The organism is Leucothrix arctica (assembly GCF_003172895.1).
Lineage (GTDB): Bacteria > Pseudomonadota > Gammaproteobacteria > Thiotrichales > Thiotrichaceae > Leucothrix > Leucothrix arctica.
The window spans coordinates 214,847-237,939 of record NZ_QGKL01000029.1 but is presented as its reverse complement, the minus strand read 5'-3'; the positions used below and the strand labels follow the sequence as shown (position 1 = coordinate 237,939).

Here is a 23,093-nt window from a genome sequence, read left to right as displayed (position 1 = left end):
TTACATACGGTTAGGAACTTTGATTGGTTGCTTTTAGTCCATATTACTAATTATTAAGAAAGAGGTTTGTTATGTTGTCGAGATTGTTAACCATGGGTGCGGGCTTATCATTGCTAGTGGCTAGCTCCACCGCAATGGCGTTGCCTAATGCAATGTCGTCAGTATTTGATGTATCGCGAAACGGCTTATCACTGGGGTATTTGAAAAGTACGCTGACTTTTAAGGGCAATAAATACCAATACCACAAGTCGACTCGGGCAACAGGCTTCGCTAAGTTACTAACAGGCGCTAAAATAACAGAAAAGTCAGAAGGGTTGTTTTCGGGTGATCGGGTTATCCCTACTTCATACCTTTATGATGAAGTCGTGAGAAAAGATCAACGCCTTGATAAGGCAAGCTTTGCCAAAGGCCGTGCAGTGGGTGCTTACAAAGGTAAATCTTATAATTTAGCGGTGCCCGCTAATGTATTGGATCGCGGTATTTTAGAGATGGTCGTAGCGAATGATTTAAACCGAAAGCTACCGACGTTAAATTATACCGTGCTGGATCGAGGTGAGCTAAAAGACTACAGTTTCGTTCGTGAAGGGAGTGAAAAGCTGACAACTAATGCAGGTACTTTCGACACAGTTAAAATATCTGTTAAGCGTGGAGATGGTTCACGTGAAACCACGTATTGGATGGCAAAGCAGCTAGACTTTCTCCCTGTGAAAATGCTTCACAAGGAGAAAGGGGACGAAATTAGCAGTGTACTTAGAGAATATACGTCGCTAGAGAAAAAGCCTTAACGCATTGTTACAAGTTCTTCAGCACTAACAGGATGGATAGCGATAGTATCGTCGAAGTCCTGTTTAGTTGCTCCCATACGAATCGCAACTGCAAAGCCCTGCATCATTTCATCAACGCCGGTACCAATCATGTGGCAGCCGACGATCTTTTCTTCTTCACCTAGCACTATTAGCTTCATATGTGTTTTCACTTTATGACGCGTCAGTGAGTGATACATCGGTACAAAATCAGTTTTGTAGACCTTTACGTGGTCACCACCATGAAGTTTAACGGCATCTTCTTCACTGAGGCCCATTGTAGCAATCGGTGGGTGAGTGAACATGACTGTTGCTATGTCGTCGTAAGACATTTTTCTATTTGGCTTTTTGCCGTATAAACGATCGCCTAGGCGACGTCCAGCGGCGATAGCGACAGGTGTAAGCTCAGCTTTACCGATGATATCGCCTAGTGCATAAATGTGCTCAACGTTAGTCTGCTCAACATCATTGACAATAATTGTACCGTTATCATTAACAGCGATAGAAGTGTTTTCAAGGTCTAGATTTGCTGTGTTAGGACGGCGGCCTATCGCCCAAATTAGACTGTCTACATTGCTTAGGCTAGTGCCATCTGTGTACGCAATAGTTAGTTTGCCGTTATTGAGCCTTTCAACTGACGCGACGATAGCATTGTCATTGATGTTGATCGCATCATCTTCAAGTTGTTGGCGTAAAGCGCGTCTCAGCGTTCCGTCAAACTTACGCAGCATTGGACGACCTTGGTGCAGCAAGTGAACTTCTGACTCAAGTCCGCTCATCAACATGGCAAGCTCTAAGGCAATATAACCACCACCTACGACGACAACTTTTTGTGGTTGCTTCTCATCTAAGTCATTGAAGAACTCATCTGAGGTAATGCCGTATTCTGCACCTGGAATGTCAGATGGTATGAATGGGTAGCCACCTGTTGAGATAACAATCTTATCTGCAGTGTAAGTTTTGCCATCAACCGAAATTGTTTTTTCATCAACAAAGCGTGCAAAACCCTGAATAAGGTCAATGTTACGCTCGCTTAAAAAGCTGTCTTTATACCAATCGTTTATGTTACCGATGTAGTTATTACGCTTTTCAATGAGCTTCTTCCAATCTAATTTGCCACGGGTTACTTCATAACCGTAGTCTTCAGCATCTTGCAAGGAATGTGCAAGGCCTGCGCCGTACCACATGATCTTTTTTGGTACGCAACCTACGTTTACACAGGTGCCGCCTAGCTCACCTGATTCAATAACTGCAGTTTTAGCGCCGTATTCTGATGCGCGTTCAACGACTGAAAGGCCGCCACTACCAGCGCCAATGGCAATTAGATCGTAATGAGATGTCATGAAGATTAACCTGTTATGTTCTGTGTCGCTTAGTTTATCGGTAACTTGAAGAGAACAGAAGAGTGCTATTTAAATAGACATTAAAATGTTCACTTTTATTTCTTAATGGTTACTATACGTTAACTTTTCCATTAGGGATGTAACGTTTCGTCATTAATTTGTTCTGGACAAGTGTGGCAAACCTTACAGTTAACCTAGATAAACTCACCATCTGTCAGTGGTTTATCGATTCTGTTCTGCATGAATGTCTATACTGAAAACCAATGATAAAAATATTTTGGTATCAAGCATGATCAAGGTTGCTCACATAACTACTGGCCTAGAAACTGGCGGTGCGGAAGTACAGTTAATGCGCTTAATTGCCGCATTGGATAAAGACAAGTTTGAAATGATGGTTATTTCGATGGATAGGGAGACTTATCTAGCAGATCGTATTCGTGAGCTTGGAGTGACTGTTCACTCGTTAACCTTGAGAAAGCATCCCTTTGCTTTGTGGCAAGGTTACAGAATGCTGAAAGCATTTAATCCTGACGTTATTCACGGAACAATGTATCAAGGTGGGGTGTTCGGGACACTGTGTAGTCCTTTCCTAAAAAAACGTCCACATGTTATTTGGACGGTGCATGAGCCACTAGAGCATTATGATCAAGAGCCTCTGCGTAAGCGTTTGCAGTTACGTCTTTGGGGTTTGATGTCAGGAATGCCAGAGTGCTTGATGTACGTTTCGCACTTGAATAAAGAGCAGCATGTACCTTATGGCTTTAACAACAGTAAAGCGATTGTAATCCCAAACGGTGTTGATACGACACGCTTTATGCCAGCGCGTGATAAAGGCTTAGCAATACGAAAAGAATTAAACATTCCTGATGACTGTATCGTTATCGGGAAAACCGCCCGTTACCATCGTCAGAAAAATCATGAAGGCTTCTTGCGTTCAGCAGCGTTGTTATCTAAAAAGCATGACAATGTACGCTTCATGATGGTGGGTACTAATGTTGATGACAGTAATGAAACACTGACTGCTTTAGTTAAATCGTTGGGCTTGGAAGGTAAGGTATACATGTTAGGTAATCGTGAAGATATCCCTGATATTGTGAATGCTTATGACATCGCCACATTAACATCTTTGGGTGAGGCTTTTCCATTGACGCTAGGTGAAGCGATGGTTTCAGGGACTCCGTGTGTCGCGACAGATGTTGGTGATAACGCGTATATTATTGATGATACTGGCTATGTCGTACCTGTTGCAGATGATCAAGCAATGGCAGATAGCTGGGAAAAAATAGTTGTCATGAGTGAAGAGGAGCGACTAGCGCTAGGGCAGAAGGCCCGTCAGCGTTGTTTGGATAACTTCACTTTAGAGCAGCAGACTAAGCAGCATGATGATTTGTACTCTACACTGTGTCGTATTAATGACCGTGCCGGTGACTTAAGTGGTGCGACATCGTAAGGTGTAACGTCAAAACAATAAAGCAAAAAAAGGGGCTTAGTCAGAGTGATGACTAAGCCCCTTTTTTATGATGTTTATCTATGGCTTCCAGATAATCGTTTCAAGTGCCCAACGAGATAAGACTTCTGTTGGTGGTAGTTGAGCATCCGGGCCGCTCCACGTTCCAGCAAACTGGTACAGTAACTTACTTGCTTTAGGTGCTAGGCATAGTACTTTTCCTGACATCTCTTCAACACCGGCTTGGCATTTAAATACCTTGTTCTCATCAGCATAAATGTCGCTGAATAGAGTGCCTAAGCGATGGTTAAGGCTGTTATTAATCAGGTTATCTTCCACGACGACCGAGTAGATAGACTTTAAGTCTAGCGTTGGGTTGATCGTGAAGAGTGTTTTAGCACCTTTAGAGACGCTAATAATAGGGTACTGCTTACCCTCTTGAAAGTTTAGCTCTTCAACAACACTATAGTTCGGAAACGCGAGTGTTACGTCATGTATGTTAAAAGGTGTGGCGGTTGTGATTGTTCCTAAACCTAGGTCTGAAACGGAAAAGCCAGTGGTTGTTTGTGTGGTTGCTGCAGCTTCTTCAGTTGTTGAGACTGATGTGATTTCATCGCTACAAGCCGTTAGCGATGCTGTTATCACTAGTGCACCTAGCCATTGGTATAATTTTTTAGACATTTTTTTCCCCATATGTGTGCTTTAGGGCATTCTTACATAAACCAAACGGCTAAACAATAAGCGATACTTTAATAGTTACGCTTAAATACCTAATTACAATCAGTTTATTGTTTAGTTAACTGTTTCAGATCAAGCGACTCTTTACTTAAAATACTATTTAAACGGCGCTTTTTAATTGAAACATTGAGTAAGTATTCACCTTTCTCACTAATAGACTCTTCTGTGACCGCATCTTCTTCATAAAGTAGGGCGCGAAGACGGCCTAAGGCAGGCGGCAATATAAGGTCACCAATAAATACGCGATCAGCAAACGTTTGGCTAAGTACTTCAAGTAGTTTTTCAATACCTGAATTAGTCATTGCAGATAACCAGACGCGTGTCGGTACGCCATCGTGGCCATATTCGATGCGAGGTTCTTGATTGAGTAAGTCTATTTTATTCATCACTTCGATCTGAGGTGTAGCTTCAGCGCCTAGTGAGTGAATGACCTCATTAACCTGAACTTTGTACTCGTCACGATCTTCGTCATGACTATCCATAACGTGAAGGATAAGGTCTGCTTCTGTTGTTTCTTGTAGTGTTGCTCTAAAGGCCGCCACTAACTCGTGAGGTAAGTCACGAATAAAACCAACCGTATCGGCTAGGATAATCGTTTGTTGGTTTTCTAAGTCAATACGTCTAAGTGTCGGGTCAAGCGTCGCAAATAGTAAGTCAGCGGCATAAACCTCTGATTGTGTCATTTGGTTGAATAGCGTTGATTTACCAGCATTGGTGTAACCAACAAGAGAAACTGTTGGTATCTCTGCTTTCTTCCGTGACTGACGGCCTTGTTCGCGTTGCTTGTTTACTTTATTTAGGCGTTTGTCGATCTGTTTGATACGAATTGATATCAAGCGACGATCGGTTTCTAACTGTGTCTCCCCAGGTCCGCGCATACCGATACCACCTTTTTGTCTTTCAAGGTGAGTCCAACCTCTGATAAGGCGGGTAGACATGTGGCGGAGTTGGGCTAGCTCTACTTGAAGTTTACCTTCATGCGAGCGTGCGCGTTGAGCGAAGATGTCTAAGATGAGGCCTGTGCGGTCCATCACTCGACACTGTAATTCTTTTTCTAAGTTTCGTTCTTGAGCAGGGCTGAGGTCGTGGTCAAAGATAACAACATCTGGGTTGGTATTTTCCACGATTAGGTGAAGCTCTTCGGCTTTACCTTTACCTACAAAAAAGCGGGAGTCAGGTCTGCTCCGGCTACCTTGAATAAAGGCAACTTCTCGAGCACCAGCAGACCGAACAAGTTCTTTAAACTCTTGCTCATTTCTCTGCTCGCCAAGGGAGTGTAACTTCATTTGAACCAGCACGGCACTGTCTATTCTAGATTCGCCGTGCTTCGGTATGTCAAATAATTCCAATTGCTATCCGTTTATTATTTAGAGAGCAACCGATAGGGTGAGGCACCACCCCATTCTGTTGGGTCTAGGGGTTAAATCCAACAGATTACTCTGATTCTTCGATGTTTAGCTTGATAGGGCGTGAAGGTACAATTGTTGAAATAGCGTGCTTGTAAACCAACTGGCTTACTGCATTGCCTAATAAAACAACAAATTGGTCGAAAGACTCAACATGACCTTGAAGCTTAATTCCATTTACCAAGTAGATAGCTACTGGGATTCTTTCTTTACGCAGAGCGTTCAGAAAAGGCTCTTGTAGCATGTGTCCTTTAGACGACATGTCGTTCTCCTTAATTCTTTTCAGTTGTGGTTATTGCTATATTTTATTGTGTTTCTCGCAAACAGGTATTACCTGTGAGCTTCCCAATCTCGTAAGAAGCTGTATGCATAAGTCCTTCCTTGCATACACGGTGAATAATACCAGTATATGCGGTTGAACTAAAAGTACATTTCATCACACTAAGAGACCTTTCGTGCTAAAAAAGCATCAATTTCGGCTTCAATGAGAGAAATGTCATACTTGAGCGTGTCAAAGACAGATAAGTTATCCTCGGAACGTAGCCAAGTCAGTTGTCTTTTTGCTAGCTGTCTAGTCGCTACAATAGCACGGTTTTTCATCTCATTGAAGTCAGTCTGACCGTCTAAAAACTCCCACGCTTGTCGGTAGCCTACGCAGCGGATGGATGGTAATTTATTATGTAAATCATCGCGTTGATAAAGTTTCTCTACCTCGTCCATAAATCCAGCTTTTATCATCAAATCAAAGCGCAAAGCTGCCCTTTGACGGAGCCATTCTCGGTCAGATGGAACTAACGCTATTTTTAGTAAACGATAAGGTAAAGCGTCTTGTGCCGCTTTTTTGTGGTGCTCCGTCATAGAGATACCAGTGAGTTGGTAAACCTCTAATGCGCGTTGTAATCGTTGCGGGTCATTGGGATGTATACGCACAGCTGAAGCAGGGTCAATGCTTGCAAGTCGGTCGTGTAGCATTTGCCAGCCATGTTCTTCCGCTTCTTTGGTTAACGCTGCTCTTATCTCTGGGTCGGCTGGAGGCATATCTGCAAGGCCGAATTCTAATGCGCGGTAGTACAGCATAGTACCTCCCACTAAAATCGGGATTTTGCCAGCGTCAGTGACTTCTTTTATTTCCTTTAGGGCATCGCGTCTAAAGTCAGCCGCAGAGTAGCTTTCAGAGGGATCTAAAAAGCTAATTAGGCGGTGAGGTGCTTTTTTAAGCGTTTTTTCATCTGGCTTTGCTGTACCTATGTCCATCCCTTTATAGATTAGAGCAGAGTCGACACTGATTAACTCACAAGGGTATTTATCCATTAACTCAACAGCAAGGTCGGTTTTGCCCGAGGCTGTTGGGCCCATAATAAAAATAGCGGGAGGCAATCGAGTATCTAGTTGTGTCATTTTATTGCCCACGCATAAAGAGTTTGTCTAACTGATCAACACTGAGTTGGGTCCATGTCGGTCTGCCATGATTGCACTGACCACTTCGTTCGGTACGTTCCATATCACGAAGTAAAGAGTTCATCTCGGGCACCGTCAGGCGATGATTTGCTCTAACTGAGCCGTGGCATGCCATGGTCGAGAGTATTTCATTCATCGCTTGTTGTATACGTTCGCTGCTGCCATGCGTCAGTAAGTCAGATAATACATCCCGAACTAAGCCTTCAACGTCAGAGTCTTTAAGTAGGCTAGGTACAGCGCGAATGGTTAGCTTCTCAGGTGATAGTCGGTCTAGCAAAAAGCCAAGCTTCTCAAATGTGTCTTTATTGGCCTCAGAGCAGTCTGCCTCTTTCTTGCTGACAGCAATTGCCTGAGGAACTAGTAAAGGCTGAGAGCGAATACTATCTGCTGCCATGCTGCGCTTTAGGTATTCATAGGTAATGCGCTCATGCGCTGCGTGCATATCAACAATAATTAGGCCGTGCTCATTTTGAGAGAGTATGAAAATGCCATGCAGTTGAGCTAGTGCAAAACCTAAAGGAGGTGCTTCGCCTGTTTCTGCGGGGTTGCTAAGTTGCTGTACGGGCATTGAATTAAAGCCAGTACTCGCTTGCTGTGGCGTGTGCATCTGACTCGTATGAGTGCCAGACGAATTACCGGTTGATAATGATTGAGCAGGTGATTCTCCAACGCTGTCATTTCCATGTAGGCGGCGATATAAATCTACCTGATCTCTGACAGGGATTTTGAGATTTTGTTGATCAGATGGCGATGGGTAAACCATTGAGTTACGGGTAGTATCTGCCAAGCTTGTTGTAGTGCTTGCGTGGCCTACTTGATCGGGTAGTTGGTCTTGGGGGCGAAGTTCCGCCAATGTACGATGAAGACTTCTATATAAAAATCCATGTACAAGGCTCGATTCTCTAAAGCGCACTTCATGTTTAGTTGGATGTGCATTGACATCAACCTTCGTTGGATCTATTTCTAGGAACAATACATAAGCAGGGTGGCGACCGTGATACAAGACATCTTGATATGCCTGTCTCACTGCATGAGTGACGACGCGATCTCTTACGATACGATGGTTAACGTAGAAGTATTGTAAATCTGCTTGTGAGCGTGAGAACGTTGGCAGGCCTATCCAGCCAGTCAGCGTCAGTTCCGCACCTTCGTGTTCAACGCGAATGGATTGCTCGGTAAATGCCGGGCCACATATCTCAGCAACGCGGCGCTCAGCCATTTTTAAGGTTGTCGCAGGGCGTAAGTTGAGTACCGTTTTTTGGTTATGTCTGAGTGTGAAGCCTGTTTCAAAGCGACTCAGCGCTACTTTTTTAACAACATCTTCAAGGTGACGGAATTCAGTTTTTTCGGTCTTTAAGAACTTACGTCGAGCAGGGACATTAAAGAAAAGATCTCTAACGTCGATCGTCGTGCCGGTAGCATGTGAGCAGGGTGTCGGTTCATCGAACTCTTCTTGGCCGTTACCTTGGAGTTGCCAGGCTTGGTCTTCGTCCTGAGACTTAGAGCTGACCGCCAATCTAGATATTGATGCAATACTTGGCAGTGCTTCTCCTCTGAAGCCAAAGGATAAAACACTTTCAAGGTCATCAAGTGATGCGATTTTACTGGTTGCGTGACGGCTAAGGGCTAAAGAGAGTTCTTCTTTATTAATGCCTCGGCCATTGTCACGCACTCTTATGCGTTTGACGCCACCTTGCTCTATGTCGATATCAATCTGTGTCGCACCTGCATCCAGTGAGTTCTCAAGTAACTCTTTGATTGCAGAAGCAGGGCGCTCAACAACCTCGCCAGCAGCGATCTGATTAATCAGATGGGGGGGGAGTTGTTTGATAAACATAGGTGGTGCCTTATGACTCCTGCATTAGGTGTTTCTTGCGAAGGTGTTGAGCCATGGCTAACCATGCACCAAACAGTCCTAGTAAACTACTGCAGAACAATATAATAAGTGTGACTGATACGCCAAGACCTGAGACGGAATAATGACTTCCATAGAGTTCAGCAAGGCGGTTTACAGGGGCAATCATAAACAATAAGGAAGAGTGGACGATGACTAAGCTCATCGCGCCTCCAAATAGCCCATACCAAAGGCCACCATACAAGAAAGGACGACGGATATAGGCTGTCGTCGCACCGACTAATCGGGTGACTTCAATCTCTTCTCGCCTATTTTCAATATTCAAGCGAATGGTGTTGCCCACAACCAGTAATACGGTGAGTCCTAAAAGGAACGCCACCACCAATACAACACGTTCTGCAATGTGTAAAATGGCTCTAAGTCGTTGAACCCACTCGATATCCATTTGTACGGTATCGACTTCTGAGTAGTTCTTGAGTCGTAAAGCAAGTGACTCCAAGTCCACACCGGAGTCACCGAATAAGCTCATTTTGGGCGTAACGACGAGTACGTGAGGAAGTGGATTACCACCAACGGTATCGATAATGTCTTGCACACCTGCAATTTGTTGCATGTGTCTAAGGCCATCTTCTCGACGAACGAGCTTCACATTTTCTATGTCTTTTAACTCTGAGAGAAGTTCGGCACGATCTTGTGCTTGCTGCTCAGTGATATTTTGTTTGATGTAAAGCGAGATCGTCGGTACTTCACGGTTATCATCAGTTAGCGTTTTGAGGTTACCCAATAAAATGTACAAGCCTGCAGGTAACGATAAAGCGATAGCGATCGCCGCAAGCGTAATCCATGTCGATATCGGGTTTTGCCAAAGGTGCATCAAGCTATGAGTGAATGCTTGTTTGTGCTGGCTAACGCCGCTCCGAATAGGTGAGGTCGCTTGTTTTTTAGTTTTGCTCATTCTGCTCACCGGCCCTTAACTTTTTGTAGCGCAATAATGCGTTTGCCCATGCGTTCAATCAGCGGTTGGTCATGACTGGCGATCAGGATGGTTGCACCAAGCTCATTAAACTGTTGGAAAGTTTGCATAATGTCAGAAGCCAAGCCAGGGTCAAGATTACCCGTTGGTTCATCGGCTAAAATAATGCTGGGCTTATTAACAACCGCGCGAGCGATACCAATACGTTGCTTTTCTCCTGCAGAAAGCATCATTGGGTAGTCTTTTTCTTTGGACATTAAATTAACTTTATCTAATGCTGCATGCACGCGACGCTCGATATCAGCAGGGCGCATGCCTGATATCATGAGTGGTAACGCAACATTATCAAAAATGGTACGGTCAGACAGCAGATGATGGTCTTGAAAAATAACACCGATGCTTCGTCTATAATTAGCCACTTGGTTTTGTTTTAGTTGGCTAATATCAAAACCATCAATCAACACTTTTCCTTGTGTCGGACGGTCGAGAAGAGCGATTAGTTTTAGTAAGGTACTTTTACCCGCGCCAGAGTGGCCCGTTAGAAATGCCATTTCGCCCTGTTGTAGCCTAAGATTTACGTTGTAGAGTGCAATTTGCCCTGTGGGGTATTTTTTGCTTACGTCCTGCAGCTCAATCATTCAATGATGCCCATATGCTTCCCCTGATTAATATTAATGACTATTGGGGATTCTTAAAATTATTGCTGATTCTACGCTTTTTATAGGGTAAAGCACAGTCACGACACTCGTATCGAGTTGATAATTTAGAAAAGGGGGAGTTACAGAGATCGCAGAAATAAAAACGCCACCTCGAGGGAGCGAGGTGGCGTGTTCTAAAGTCGGTAAGACTGAAATTATTGATTTTGTTATACAGGCATTATTTTTATTATTCGTTTGTTGTTATTAGTTATCTAGCTGCCTGTCTTCGTCTTACACATTGTCTTCGTTTGCATATTATTGTTGTTGTGTTGCTGATTAATAGGTAGCAACAGCTATGCCAAAAGTTCACGTTATTTTAAGTTGTTGATTTTAATCGTTTGTTTGGTTTCTGTTAAGGTTGGCATAAAAAAAGCCCTGTCGAAATGTGACAAGGCTTGTATGTATGTGACAGGAGGTGTGACGTGTTAGAGCTTGAAGCGCATCGATAGGTCAATTGCTTCAACACTTTTAGTAATTCCACCAATAGAAATTCTATCTACACCTGTTTCTGCAATGTTCACGACAGTCTCTAAATTCACATTACCAGAAGCTTCTAAAGGAATACCTTTAGGGTTGTTCTGAACAGCCTTTCGCATCGTCTCTAAGTCAAAGTCATCTAACATAATGATGTCAGCATCTGCGGCACACGCTTCTTCAAACTCGGCAAGTGTCTCTGTTTCTACTTCTATTTTAATACTTGGGTGCAAGCTTCGCGCATTGGCGATGGCTTTAGTAATCGAGCCAGCCGCCATGATGTGATTCTCTTTAATCAAAATCATGTCATACAGACCAACACGGTGATTTGCACCACCGCCACAAGTCACCGCATACTTTTGAGCAAGACGAAGTCCGGGTAGCGTTTTACGAGTGTCTAGAATATCGGCCTTGGTGCCTTTGATAAGTTTAACGAAGGCATTTGTTGCAGTGGCTGTTGCAGATAATGTTTGCACAAAGTTCAGAGCAGTACGCTCACCTGTCAGTAACGAACGAGATGAGCCACTTAGGTTGCAAAGAATAGCGTCGGCTGGAACGTTATCGCCATCTTTAAAATGCCACTCGACCTTTACGCTGGCATCAACTTGTTTGAAAACCTCATCAAACCAAGCACAGCCTGACAATATGGCATCTTCACGACAAATAACGGTAGCTTCAGACTGACTGACTTCTACAATCAAATCAGCAGTAACATCGCCAGTACCGATATCTTCAAGTAAGGCTTGTTGTACGCTAGTCGCTATGTTGTCGGGTAATGTCATCGTGTGTTCCTAACTATTTTAGTTATTTTACAGTGCTAACCATGTAGTCAACAGCTGCTTTGATAGCGTCGTCTTCTAATGATGGGTTACCACCACGTGCAGGCATAGACGCTAAGCCATTAATTGCTGAAGCATGAAGAGCATCGGTGCCTTTAGCAATTCGAGCAGACCAATCGGCTTTAACAGCGATCTTTGGCGAGCCTAAAACACCATTGTCATGGCAGACAAAACAGTTCTTAGCGTAAACGTCGATACCCTTTACGTTATTAACCATGACGACTGGAGCCGCGGCTTCAGTAGCAACCTTTTCAGCAACAGTTGTTTCTGTTGGCGCTTCTTCTGTCGCCGTAGCAGCGGCTTCAGTTGACTCGCCACCTGCCTTTTCAAGGTCAAGCCCGGTGTCTTTGGTCATGTGTAGGATCGCGTCACGAATTTCTTCGTCAGTTGTTGCTGGGTTACCACCACGAGCAGGCATAGAGCCTTTTCCAGCAATCGCTGATGCAACCAAACCTTGTAAGCCTAATGCGGCACGAGGTGCCCAACTAGCTTTGTCGCCAAACATTGGAGAGTTTAACAAACCCGTTGAATGGCACGCCGCACAAACAGCTGTGTAAACTTGTTCACCGGTACGCTTAACAGGAGCAAGTGACTTGTCTACTGAAACAACTGATCCGATTGGCTCTAATATCTTGTTCATTGCTAGCTGACGATACTCCGCTTTAGCGTCACCATCGACACTATTCTTTGAAATAGTCGAACCAAGGTTTGTAACTAATGCAATAACAGTTATTGCAAGTACTGCAGCACCTGCAATGAAAAGGATGAGACTAAGAGACTTATTCTCTTGAGGGTTGTATTCCATATTTACTCCAGTAATGAATGTGCACCCGGAAAGGAGCTGCAACACGTCAGGTTGTTGCGTGAATAGCGAGATTATAGGTGAAAGATTCAAGAGTCTCTATATAGTAAGTTGGAATAATGACTATAAGCTGTATAAATTTTATAGCATGTTGTTTTTAGCGTTGCACTCTTATCTAGAGTTGGTACAGTTGCGTCGAATAAGTGTTTAGATCAGTCATCAGAGAGTTGTTCAGTACTATGGAATTTGTTGTAGGTCAGCGTTGGGTTAGTCATACCGAAGCGCAATTAGGGTTGGGTGTCGTCTCAGAAGTTGCGGATCGACTGATTACAATTAACTTTCCAGCGGTGGAAGAAGAACGCTCTTACGCAGCTAAAAATGCTCCGTTAAGTCGAGTGACTTATAAAGAGGGTGAGTCGATTCGTACGATCGATGAAAAGCAGTTAGTGATTGAGGAAGTCCTTGAGAATAACGGCTTGTACATTTACTTTGCGGCAGATGACAGTGGCATGCAGCAAATTGTGCAAGAGTCACAGTTAGATTGCTTCGTGCAATTTACCTCGCCAGCGCAGCGACTCTTCAGTAGTCAGCTAGATCGAGGTGACTCGTTCCGCCTTCGTGTGAAAACGCTCGACCAAAAACACCGTTTACAGCAATCAGGTGTGACTGGATTGATGGGTTCGCGTACTAACCTTTTAGCCCACCAGATTTATATTGCCAATGAAGTAGCGCAGCGTTTTGCACCTCGCGTTTTATTAGCGGATGAAGTGGGTCTGGGTAAGACGATTGAAGCGGGTATGGTTATTCACCAGCAATTGCATACTGGCTTAGCTAGTCGTGTACTGCTTGTATTGCCACCTTCGTTAGTACATCAGTGGTTGGTGGAAATGCGTCGTCGTTTTAACTTGAACTTCTCTATCTTCAACGAAGCACGTTTGTTGCTTGATGGGACAGATGACCCATTTGGTGAGGAAGAAGAAAAGGACGCGGTAGAGAACCCGTTTGAGACTGAGCAATTAATTTTATGTGATTTGGATTTTGTGACCAAGTCTCCGTTACGACAAGAACAAATAAAGGCAGCAGGCTTTGACCTGTTGGTTGTGGATGAGGCGCATCACTTAGAGTGGGCGCCTGAGAAAGCAAGTCCTGAGTACCAATGTATTGAGCAGTTAGCGGATGTTATTCCAGGTGTGTTGTTATTGACAGCGACGCCTGAGCAGCTAGGTATTGAAAGTCATTTTGCGCGTTTGCGCTTATTAGACCCTTCTCGTTTTCATGACCTTGATGTTTTCTGCAAAGAAGAAGCAGGTTATCAAGCGTTGAATGAGGTTGTGCAGCCGTTATTGGCTTTACCAGAAGATACGGTGTTGACTGATGCACAACTTGCGCCACTTAAGCCTTACTTGAGTGGTGCGGTTCAAGGAACTGGTTCGGTGAGTCAGCTGGTACGTCAGCTATTAGATCAGCATGGAACAGGGCGTGTGTTGTTTAGAAATACACGTGCTGCGATTCCTGACTTTCCAGAGCGTCTATTGCTCGGCTATTCGCTACCTGCGCCAAGTATTTATAGTGATGATGAGCTACGTGGCGTTGAAGGTTTAACACCTGAAGCGCAGTCAGATGAGTTGATTTGGTTGAGTGGCGACCCACGAGTGAAGTGGCTAGAAGAAAAGCTGAAAGAACTCAAGCCTGAGAAAGTTTTAGTTATTTGTGCAAATGCAGAAACAGCGGTGGCTTTGGAAGGCTATTTACAGCTTCGTGCGGGTATTCGCAGTGCTGCTTTCTATGAAGGTTTGTCTGTTATTGAGCGTGACCGTGCAGCCGCATACTTTACTGATGAAGAGAACGGCGCACAGGTATTGGTTTGTTCTGAAATTGGTAGCGAAGGTCGAAACTTCCAGTTCTCGCAGCACTTAATATTGTTTGATCTACCGTTAAACCCTGACTTACTAGAGCAGCGTATTGGTCGTTTGGATCGTATTGGACAGAAAAACACAATTAAAATTCATGTGCCTTATCTTGAAGATAGTGCGCAAGAAACGTTATTTCAGTGGTATTCAGAAGGCTTGAACCAATTCACGCATAGTTGTGCAGTAGGTAAAGCGATCTATGAGAACTTTGCTGGTGAGTTGCATGAGCAACTGACACATCCTGATGAAGCGCTAGCAGATTTAATTAGTGATACTGCCCGTTATACGCAAGAAATGCGTGATAGCTTGGAGCAGGGACGTGATCGTTTACTTGAAATCAACTCCTGTAATAAGGACGTTGCTGCTGATTTGATTGCTAAGATCGAAGCGGCTGAAGCACCTGAAGCATTGGATGATTACCTAGAGCTATTATTTGATTGTTTCAATATCGATCAGGAATATCACTCTCAACAAGCATTGATACTTCGTCCGACGGAGCAGATGTTGTCTGATGTTTTCCCCGGTTTGCGTGATGACGATATGACGGTAACTACTGACCGACTATTTGGTTTGAGTCGTGAAGATGTGGACTTCTTGAGCTGGGAGCATCCTTTGGTTGCTGATGCGATGGATATGATTTTAAGTGGTGAGACGGGTAATGCGACGGTTGCGACGCTTGCTATTAAAGGTCTGCCACCGGGGTCGTTATTGCTAGAAGTTATTTACGGTACGCGTTGTATCGCGCCTAAGTCGCTACAGCTTGAAAGTTGTTTACCCCTGACGCCAACACGTATGTTGTTGACGGCTAAGGGGACTGATTATGCTGAAAAGATTACGCATGACATGATTAACGGACGCGCTGAGCGTGTTAAGAAAGCAACAGCTCAAGCGGGTATTGCTGCGATTCGTAGTGATATTGAAAGTGTGATTGAAAAGGCAGATGCCTTGGCTGCAACACGTTTACCTGCTTTGATTGAAAGTGCACAGAAGCAAAGTCGTGAGCGTTTGGAAACTGAGGTGGCGCGTTTGACCGCTCTACAGAAGGTTAATCCTGCGATTCGTGATGAAGAGATTGCTCACTTTACTGATCAGATTAGTGTTGCTGAAGAGCATCTAGGTCGTGCAATACTCGAGCTTCAAGCTGTTCGAGTTTTGATTACAACTTAGTAGCGTTGCCTTGAATAATAATGCTTTGGTATTGAAGTGTTTGTTATTTTGGTAAGTTGTTTTTTCGGCAGATGAGAGTCAGATCTTTTTTAGATCTAGCTTGAAATATAAAAAAGCCGTCAAACTGAGTGCAATTATTAGCATTCGGTTTGACGGCTTTTTTGTGTTTGAATATTCGAGTCGCTTACGACCTTATTTCAGCGTAATTTCCTGAGTAGAATACGAGTGGCTCTAGGTCTGTGTTGTAGTGGTAGCTTAGTACTTCACCAACAATGATTACGTGATCGCCACCGTCATAGGTTTTCCACGTTTTGCATTCCATCTGTGCGATGCAGCCGCTAAATAGTGGTGATTTGCCGACGCCTTGATTGAATGGTGTATTTGCAAATTTATCAGCGCCTTTACTGGCAAATAAGTTTGATAGGTCTTGCTGACCTTTGCTCAAGACATTAATAGCGAAGTGTTCGCAATTGGTGAAAGTATCAAGGCTGAGTGAACGACGGTCGATGCTCCACAAAATTAGTGGTGGGTCGAGTGATACGGTGTTGAAGCTACTGACGGTCATGCCGATAGGTTCGCCGGTATCTGACTGTGTGGTTACAATCGTGACGCCTGTTGGAAAAAGCCCTAAGCCTTGACGAAAATCACTTTGATCAAATGGCTGGTGTCGCATGCATATACTCTCAAATTAGGTAATGGCTATATTAGTTCAGCCGAATAAAGTGATTATATGGCATATAGGAAGCTGGTGACTAATATAAACATGACGAGCACGATTAAGAGTTTTTTAACCCATCCCCTTAGTTTGCCACCAACAGGTGCTTGTTCATGGCCGCATAGTGAGCAAAAGTATAGGCTTTCTTGTTCGATAAGTAAGGTGGCAGACTTTTCACTGATCACTCTGGGGAGCATCGGTTTATAGCACCGGCTGCATGTCATTTGCTTGTACATGTGATTTCCTCTCTAGTGTGTTTCAACTATGGTAACGGAAGTCGTTGTGTTTTGTGAGTTGGGAAGAGGGTTATTGTGATTGATTGTATTTATCGAGTAGCTTGTTTTAAATGGTAGCAAAGTAGCTGAGTGAGTTATTAAAAAGCCATACACCAGACGCAATCAAGGCCGGAAAGACCGGCCTCAACTTTAGAAACAAGCTGTTTAAGCTTCTGTTTCCCTTGTTGTCGCTCAGCAGAACGACTCTTTTCATGAACGCCGCCTTTGCGCATTATTGGCAGGACGGCGACAGGATTGCGCGGTTTGTTCCGCTTTACTTTAGCCATTTGGACCTCCTTCAAGGTTTTGGCAATTTGAACCGGTATGGTTATTTACCTTTTACACAGATAGTCTGCTTCAAGGTATGAACGATTTTAACAAGATCATGTTGGTTTTCTATGACTTAATTGAAATTTTTGTAAGCGCTAGGGATTATATCCATTTCGCCTTTATCTTTTTCGACACTCAATACCATTAGTTTGTTCAACTAATTTTTTGGTGAAAATTTAACGGGTATCCAATCCTAAAATACGTTGACGGTTTATGGAGTTAGCTCAGCTATTGAACTGGGTTTTTGAATACATACAACTGCCTATCTGCAAATGCCAGATGAGTTTATTTTCTAGGATAGTGAGTTTAAAAGTAGATCTTCCGTAGTGGAAAAGCTTTAAATATGAAGTGAAATTTGCGGGCTAGCAGTTGGGTCTAATGTATGTTGTCCGTTTTTAAGAAGAACCTCAAAACCCGCAGCGTTAATAGGTCGAGAGAACAAGTAGCCTTGACCAAAGTCACATCCTGCTTGTTTCAATAGGCTACATTGTTGCTCTGTTTCGATCCCTTCCGCCACAACCTTACATCCAAGCTTGTGAGCCATTACAATAATAGCTTCGCAAAGTGCCATATCTTCAGAGTCAGCGGTCAGATTTTTAACAAAAGACTGATCTATTTTAAGATAGTCGATATCAAACTTTTTCATATAAGACAGTGAAGAGTAGCCTGTACCAAAGTCATCTATCGCTACTTCAAGCCCAGCATTAGACAACTCTTTGAGTTTGCCCTTAACGCTATTGCTGGTATCCATTAGTAAGTTCTCAGTAATTTCCAACACTAAGGCGCTACCTGATAAGTTTAATGCTTCTAGCTGCTGCTGCCAGTCTTTCACATCAATACCATTTTCACGGTACTGCAGTGGTGAGGTGTTAATGCTGACTTGAAGGTTGGGGGAGAATTGTTTCCTCCACTCGGCTACCTGCTGAGTGGCAGTCTCAAATATCCACTCACCCATCTCATGAATCAAGCCGCTTTCTTCCGCTAGCATCACGAAATCCATTGGACCAATCATTCCACGCTCAGGGTGTTGCCAGCGTATTAGTGCCTCAGTTTTTGTTATTTGCCCTGTTTCGAAGTTGATAATAGGCTGGTAGAAAAGCTCAAACTGGCCCTTTTTACGAGCGCTATTTAAGTCTCTCAGTGTTGCATTTTTTAAACGTAAAGCATCACGCATGGACTCATCAAAGAAGGTGAAACTGTCTGGGCCGCGTTGCTTACTCGCATTCATCGCTTGGTCGACATTAATTAAAATCTCATCGTGCGTTCTTGCATCTTGAGGATATAACGTCACACCAATACTTGATGAAATATGGATGCTATGACCTTCAATCATAAACTCAGACTTAAGTGCAGCGCGAACGGTTTGAGCAACTTTTTCAATCGTCTCGCGGCTGTTGACACGTTTAACAATGATGATGAATTCATCACCACCCAGTCGAGCAACAATGTCAGAGGTTCTAACACTATTTTTAATGCGTCTAGATACTCTCTTAAGCAAAATATCACCGATGCTATGTCCTAATGTGTCGTTTACTTCCTTAAACTGACTGATGTCGAGAAATAACAATGCGAAAGGGTTGATCGTTGTCTTGTCCATTTCCTCAGCAAGAACTTTATTAAAATGTCGTCTATTTAATAACCCTGTCAACGAGTCAAAGTTAGCTTGCTGTCGAATTTTTTGCTCGCTAAGGCTTAATGCTTTTTTTGTTCTATTTAACGTATAGATCCAGATAGCAGCAATTGACAGTAATAGCGCAGCTAAAGAGCCTAAAGTGATCGCTGTATTACGCTGAATATGGGGTCTTACCCTAAGTCCAAACCATTTATTAGCTGTTTGCTCACGCGTTTCTAGGTCAATAGAAGCCAGTGCTTTTTCCATGATGGACGTTAATAGCAAATTAGGTTTTACAATGCCGATGCTGTGATCACTGGAGTATTCTGTATTCCCAGAAAAAAATAAATTATTCAACCCCAGTCTTCGGCTAAGGAAACTAGCGGTTACTGCATTTCCAACATAAGCGTCAGCCTTTCCTTTTGATACTAGCTCTAGTGCTACTTCTGTATTTTTAACTTGTTGTAGTTTTATTTCGGGGTGGTCACGTGCTAGCACATCAGATGAAAATGAGCCTTTTTCTACCGCGACGGTCTTGCCATATAGATTCTTAAGGTTACCGATGTAGCCATTTTTATCTAAATTATTAACAATAATTGAAGGGTTTTTGATATAGCTAGACGTAAAGTGTAAATAGTTTGCGCGGTCTGGGGTAATCACCAAGCCAGCGACCATGTCTATCTCGCTTTGTTGAGCGAGCTTGATAGTGTCGCTCCAAGGTGTTTGCTTCTTGATATCAAATTCGATATCTAATTTTTGAGCTATAAGCGCCATTATGTCTGCAGTGAAGCCAGTATAATTATTGTCTTTGTCTATTGAGCCGAAGGGTGGAAAGGCGCGATCTATTCCTAAACGTATTGTAGGGTTATCTAGGAGCCAAGCTTCTTCATGTAGGTTTAAGTTTAGTGAGCGCTCGGGCGCGGCAAGTGAGAGGTTTGCATACACAGAAGATAGGTAAAATAGTATTATGCATACCATTTTTAATGATGTATTTGTTAAATTTCTAATCATAAAAAAGCGGCTAAACACAGATTTATAGCCGTAAGCCAGTAAACCAATTTAGCGATAAAGATAGATATGCCCCAATCAAGATAACAAGTGTACCTGCTACAACTGTAAAAGTAATTGTTTCATCTAAAAATAATACCCCCCATAAGATGCCAAAAATTGGAATGATTAAGGTGACACTAACCGTCTTAGCAGGCCCTATTTCTCTAATTAAATGGAAGAATATTAAATAAGCGAGTGCGGTCGATATTAAGGCAACAGCGAACATCGAGTTCCAAGCTAATAGGCTAGGGAGCTTGTCGGGCAGGTTCATTAGAGCAAAGGGCATCAATATCATCCCAGCAGTCAACATGCTACTAGCTGCAATTAATTTTGGTGGGATATGACTCAGTTTTTTCTTTGTCATATTTGCGCTAATCGCATAACAAAGACAGGCTGCTATCGGCGCGAGCAAGGGCAGTATATTAGTCCCCGACCAACTGATTTTTTCGGACATTAATATCGTGACGCCAATAATTCCAATAAATAAACCAATTAACTGTTTGCGTGTTAATCGTGACTTTAAATAATAATGGGCAATGACGGCCGTTAAAATAGGTGTTGTTGCATTTAAAACGGAGGTAATACCGGCATTTAAATATAGGGCAGTGTAGCCGTATAAAATAAATGGAATGCCAGAATTAAGCAGTGCGATGATAGAGATAATAACAATGTTTTGACGCAGCAGTTGCCAGTGATTCGCCATAAATAATATGGGTGCTAAGGCTAGCGCTGCAATACCGACACGCAAAAAAGCGAAGGGCAATGGACCAAACTCGGGTGAGCTAATACGCGCAAATAAAAATGAAGCTCCCCAAATAGCAGCGAGAAATATTAAGGCTAAAACATGACGAGTCTGCATGATGTAAACCACTGCCAACGGTATAAGAGCTGGCAGTGTATAGCATTTACAGTGTTTGTCTTAACTCTTTTGCAATGCGGTTTCTCAACTTATAAGGCACCGATTGATTCATCATTAATGCAAAGGGTTTCCATTGCCCACCATCAACAATATAACCCGCTAACGTACTTACTTTTTTTAATGTCCCAGACTTTGCAAAGACACCTTTTTCTACTTCAGGAAGTAAATGACGCCACTGGCGGAATCGCTCTAATAACTCAACAAGTTGGACAGGGGAGATACGATTACTTCTAGATAGTCCCGCGCCCTCTTTGAATGTAATGTTTTCCCAATTGAAGTTAGCTTTCAATGTGCCTTCCATATACTGCTGAACGTCGCGTACGGAAGCCGGTCGTCCAAGGTGCTCAGCAGTCATTATTAGCGCAAGCTGGTTGGCGATAAAGTTAGTTGAGTACTTCATCATAGGGCGAATCATATCGCCGAGTGTCTTGCTGTTTTTGTGTTGGTAAAAAGGTGCTTTTGCCGGCGATTGCTCAAAAACGATGCGGTTGTCATGCGTAACACCCTGTTTTTTAAGCAGTGCTAAAAATAGCTCGCCAAAATAACGTTCTGCTACCTTTGGATCGCGACCAGTATTAACGCGAATCTTTTTCTTCTTAAATCCTCTTGCGAGTGACTTTGCAATCGGGGTCAATGGTGTTTGTGTTTCTGCAGAACGAATACGACCATTCACTGTTCTCAAGTTAACAGTATTAAAGTTAGCAGCCAGTGCAGAGGGTACGGCATCATACGGATTATTTGTCTTACTCGTTCCCGGTAGAACCAAGCCTGCGGTAAACGCAGAAGTATCTAGGGCGAGTGTTGCAACGTGACTAATGCCGCGCTGTTGCAGCTGTAGTGCGATAGATGATAGTTCTTCTGACACCAGAAACGGGTCACCACTTCCTTTCACCCATAACTTAGCTTGTTGCTGGTCATAGTAGAAGTCGGTGTTAAAGCGGTGCTGCTCACCCCAGCGGTTTAGCGCTAGCCATGCGGTCACTATTTTAGTTGTCGATGCCGGAATAAAGGCACGGTTGCGGTTGTCGGACAGTAAGCGACGGCCTTGGGTATCAACAACCAATATGCCGGCATTTTTGAGTTCTGAGAACTTATTTAAGGCATTAGCGTGCGCTAATGGACTGGCTAGTAACGTAAAGCATACGCCTATCAAGAGTGATCGAAGCATTATTTTCCCCATTGTCGTTTTATTATTAAGTTTATTATTTTTGACCTGACACATGCTGAATTATCGCGATGGTTTTAATTAAATAAAAGTTAGGTATCGCTACAGTAGACAGGAAAAGTCGGGATAAGTGCAAATGCCGCGATAGTTAATTTATAATGAAGGACTGTCTCTATCTTAGATATGATTTATGTCACCTATTACTAGTCTTTCAAATTATGCCAATGCATTTACCTATATGGGCTTGCCACTGTCTCGCGAGCTAAATAGTGCGGATGTCTTTGTGTTGGGTATTCCTTATGACTTAGCAACAACGGGTCGTGCCGGTGCGCGTGGAGGGCCGATGGCTGTTCGTCAGGCGAGTGCACATATTCGTTGGGAGGAGAAACGTTGGCCGTGGAGCTTTGCTGCATTTGAACGAATGAGGGTTGCTGACTATGGTGATTTAGAGCCGCTGACGGGCAACCATGAGTCGCTTTTAGAGGAGGTAGAAGAACATGCGGGTCGCTTACTAAAAGCGGGGAAGAAAATATTAAGCTTTGGTGGCGATCATTTCGTTGCACTGCCGTTGCTGCGTGCTCATGCAAAGCAGCATAGCAAGTTGGCAATGATTCACTTTGACGCACACACCGATACTTATTCAGAAGCGGGCTGTGAATATGATCATGGGAGTATGTTTTACCATGCGCCTAGAGAAGGGTTGATTGACCCAGATAAAACAGTACAGATCGGTATTCGTACCGAGTACACAGTTAAAGACCACCCATTCAAAGTGATAGATGGTGCAGAGGCAAACGACCTAAGTGCCGATGAAATTGTTCAGCAGATTAAAGCGGTAGTAGGGGATACACCAACTTATTTAACATTTGATATTGATTGCTTAGATCCAGCCTATGCTCCCGGTACAGGAACTCCCGTTCCTGGAGGGCTAACGACGGATAAAGCCCTGAAAATTATTCGAGGCTTGCAAGGGATTAATCTTATTGGAATGGATCTGGTAGAAGTATCCCCTGCCTATGACCAGTCTGAAATCACTGCTCTGGCAGGGGCTACTTTGGCGTTAGAAATGCTGTACGTGATGGCTTCTTCTGTCAGGTAAGTTTATATTCTTCAT

19 protein-coding genes are annotated in these 23,093 nt (G+C 43.5%); 4 read left to right on the top strand and 15 right to left on the bottom strand.

Features of this window, described 5'->3' with window-relative positions:
* Positions 1-71: 71 nt before the first annotated feature.
* Positions 72-785, top strand: coding sequence for a DUF3108 domain-containing protein (locus tag DKT75_RS10200; protein WP_109823318.1), 714 nt, complete (start codon positions 72-74; stop codon positions 783-785).
* Here the strand turns inward: DKT75_RS10200 and gorA are convergent.
* Positions 782-2,146, bottom strand: a complete 1,365-nt coding sequence (gene gorA, locus DKT75_RS10195; protein WP_109823317.1) for a glutathione-disulfide reductase — start codon at positions 2,144-2,146, stop codon at positions 782-784. The two genes, DKT75_RS10200 and gorA, sit on opposite strands and share 4 nt — an antisense overlap.
* Positions 2,147-2,390: 244 nt before the next feature.
* On the opposite strand from gorA, the gene DKT75_RS10190 reads away from it, so the two are divergent.
* Positions 2,391-3,596 carry a glycosyltransferase gene (locus tag DKT75_RS10190; RefSeq protein ID WP_109823316.1) on the top strand — a complete coding sequence of 402 codons (1,206 nt, stop codon included), beginning with the start codon at positions 2,391-2,393 and terminating at the stop codon, positions 3,594-3,596.
* Positions 3,597-3,674: 78 nt separating this feature from the next.
* Here the strand turns inward: DKT75_RS10190 and DKT75_RS10185 are convergent, their stop codons facing one another.
* The 9 genes from DKT75_RS10185 to DKT75_RS10145 form a co-directional block, all read right to left on the bottom strand.
* Positions 3,675-4,274: a DUF1131 family protein gene (locus tag DKT75_RS10185; RefSeq protein WP_158278835.1), complete on the bottom strand. Its 600-nt coding sequence runs from the start codon at positions 4,272-4,274 to the stop codon at positions 3,675-3,677.
* 104 nt (positions 4,275-4,378) lie between these two features.
* Positions 4,379-5,680 carry a ribosome rescue GTPase HflX gene (gene hflX / locus DKT75_RS10180; protein WP_109823314.1) on the bottom strand — a complete coding sequence of 434 codons (1,302 nt, stop codon included), beginning with the start codon at positions 5,678-5,680 and terminating at the stop codon, positions 4,379-4,381.
* A gap of 85 nt (positions 5,681-5,765) precedes the next feature.
* Positions 5,766-5,999: an RNA chaperone Hfq gene (hfq, locus tag DKT75_RS10175; RefSeq protein ID WP_026744930.1), complete on the bottom strand. Its 234-nt coding sequence runs from the start codon at positions 5,997-5,999 to the stop codon at positions 5,766-5,768.
* A gap of 179 nt (positions 6,000-6,178) precedes the next feature.
* A complete protein-coding gene (gene miaA / locus DKT75_RS10170) occupies positions 6,179-7,135 on the bottom strand; it encodes a tRNA (adenosine(37)-N6)-dimethylallyltransferase MiaA (RefSeq protein WP_109823313.1) in 957 nt (318 codons plus the stop codon).
* Position 7,136: 1 nt separating this feature from the next.
* A complete protein-coding gene (mutL, locus tag DKT75_RS10165; RefSeq protein WP_109823312.1) occupies positions 7,137-9,032 on the bottom strand; it encodes a DNA mismatch repair endonuclease MutL in 1,896 nt (631 codons plus the stop codon).
* 10 nt (positions 9,033-9,042) lie between these two features.
* Positions 9,043-10,005, bottom strand: a complete 963-nt coding sequence (ftsX, locus tag DKT75_RS10160; protein ID WP_109823311.1) for a permease-like cell division protein FtsX — start codon at positions 10,003-10,005, stop codon at positions 9,043-9,045.
* 5 nt (positions 10,006-10,010) lie between these two features.
* Positions 10,011-10,661, bottom strand: a complete 651-nt coding sequence (ftsE, locus tag DKT75_RS10155) for a cell division ATP-binding protein FtsE (RefSeq protein ID WP_109823310.1) — start codon at positions 10,659-10,661, stop codon at positions 10,011-10,013.
* Between the two features lie 485 nt (positions 10,662-11,146).
* Positions 11,147-11,977: a carboxylating nicotinate-nucleotide diphosphorylase gene (gene nadC, locus DKT75_RS10150; RefSeq protein WP_109823309.1), complete on the bottom strand. Its 831-nt coding sequence runs from the start codon at positions 11,975-11,977 to the stop codon at positions 11,147-11,149.
* Between the two features lie 22 nt (positions 11,978-11,999).
* Positions 12,000-12,839 (bottom strand): c-type cytochrome, encoded by an 840-nt coding sequence (locus DKT75_RS10145; protein WP_109823308.1) that lies wholly within the window; start codon positions 12,837-12,839, stop codon positions 12,000-12,002.
* Between the two features lie 236 nt (positions 12,840-13,075).
* On the opposite strand from DKT75_RS10145, the gene rapA reads away from it, so the two are divergent.
* A complete protein-coding gene (rapA, locus tag DKT75_RS10140) occupies positions 13,076-15,913 on the top strand; it encodes an RNA polymerase-associated protein RapA (protein ID WP_109823307.1) in 2,838 nt (945 codons plus the stop codon).
* 184 nt (positions 15,914-16,097) lie between these two features.
* On the opposite strand, the gene DKT75_RS10135 is transcribed toward rapA, so the two are convergent.
* The 5 genes from DKT75_RS10135 to DKT75_RS10115 form a co-directional block, all read right to left on the bottom strand.
* The gene (locus tag DKT75_RS10135; protein WP_109823306.1) at positions 16,098-16,586 is read right to left on the bottom strand and encodes a flavin reductase family protein; all 489 of its coding nucleotides are present in this window, start codon (positions 16,584-16,586) and stop codon (positions 16,098-16,100) included.
* Positions 16,587-17,001: 415 nt separating this feature from the next.
* Positions 17,002-17,190 carry a hypothetical protein gene (locus tag DKT75_RS10130; protein ID WP_109823305.1) on the bottom strand — a complete coding sequence of 63 codons (189 nt, stop codon included), beginning with the start codon at positions 17,188-17,190 and terminating at the stop codon, positions 17,002-17,004.
* A 380-nt stretch (positions 17,191-17,570) separates the two neighbouring features.
* Positions 17,571-19,856, bottom strand: a complete 2,286-nt coding sequence (locus DKT75_RS10125; RefSeq protein WP_109823304.1) for an EAL domain-containing protein — start codon at positions 19,854-19,856, stop codon at positions 17,571-17,573.
* Between the two features lie 22 nt (positions 19,857-19,878).
* Positions 19,879-20,754: a DMT family transporter gene (locus DKT75_RS10120; RefSeq protein WP_109823303.1), complete on the bottom strand. Its 876-nt coding sequence runs from the start codon at positions 20,752-20,754 to the stop codon at positions 19,879-19,881.
* 46 nt (positions 20,755-20,800) lie between these two features.
* Positions 20,801-21,982 (bottom strand): D-alanyl-D-alanine carboxypeptidase/D-alanyl-D-alanine-endopeptidase, encoded by a 1,182-nt coding sequence (locus DKT75_RS10115; RefSeq protein ID WP_245923159.1) that lies wholly within the window; start codon positions 21,980-21,982, stop codon positions 20,801-20,803.
* Between the two features lie 187 nt (positions 21,983-22,169).
* Here DKT75_RS10115 and speB point away from each other — a divergent pair, with 187 nt between their 5' ends.
* The gene (gene speB, locus DKT75_RS10110) at positions 22,170-23,078 is read left to right on the top strand and encodes an agmatinase (RefSeq protein ID WP_109823301.1); all 909 of its coding nucleotides are present in this window, start codon (positions 22,170-22,172) and stop codon (positions 23,076-23,078) included.
* Positions 23,079-23,093: the final 15 nt, after the last annotated feature.